We start from the raw sequence: 583 nt of genomic DNA on the forward strand, positions 1-583 counted from the left end.
CAAGGCCCTCAGCGGCTATCTGCTGCGCGGCGTCGACTGCGGGGCCCTGGACAGCGCGGAGGTCGCCCGGCTCACCGGTCTCACCCGGGCCGACCTCGACGGCTTCGCCTCGCCCCGCCGGGGCGGCCTCACGGTGACGGCGCCGTAGGGCCAGGGGGTTCAGGCGGGCGGGAGCTCGCCCGAGCCCCGGGCGACGAGCCGGGCCGGCAGCACCACCCTGGCCGGCGGGTGCCCGGCCCCGTCGAGGCGGCGGAACAGGTGTTCCGCGGCGATGCGGCCCACCGCGGCGGCGTCCTGGGAGACCACGGTGATGCCGAGCAGGTCGGCCAGTTCGATGTCGTCGAAGCCGACGAGGGCGATGCGGCGCTCGCACTCCGCGAGGACGCGGACGACGGTCACCGTCACCCGGTTGTTGCCCGCGAAGAGCGCGGTCACCGGCTCGGGGCCCGCCAGCATGGTCTCGGCGGCGGCCCGGACACGGGCGGGCTCGGTCGGGCCGAGCGAGACCCAGTCGTCCTCGACGGTGATCCCGGCGTCGGCCATCGCTGTCTCTTATACACATCTCTGAGCGGGCTGGCAAGGC

At 75.3% G+C, this 583-nt stretch carries 1 protein-coding gene and 1 pseudogene; one reads left to right on the forward strand and one right to left on the reverse strand.

Annotated elements, in window-relative coordinates; genetic code table 11:
* On the forward strand, positions 1-148 hold a 148-nt coding region (locus IH13_RS42800), incomplete at its 5' end, for a DUF6986 family protein (RefSeq protein ID WP_420713397.1).
* Between the two features lie 11 nt (positions 149-159).
* On the opposite strand, the pseudogene IH13_RS0126295 reads toward IH13_RS42800, so the two are convergent.
* Positions 160-552 (reverse strand): annotated as a pseudogene (locus IH13_RS0126295) (substrate-binding domain-containing protein); the annotation flags it as partial.
* Positions 553-583: the final 31 nt, after the last annotated feature.

The organism is Streptomyces sp. NRRL WC-3549 (assembly GCF_000721935.1).
GTDB lineage: Bacteria > Actinomycetota > Actinomycetes > Streptomycetales > Streptomycetaceae > Streptomyces.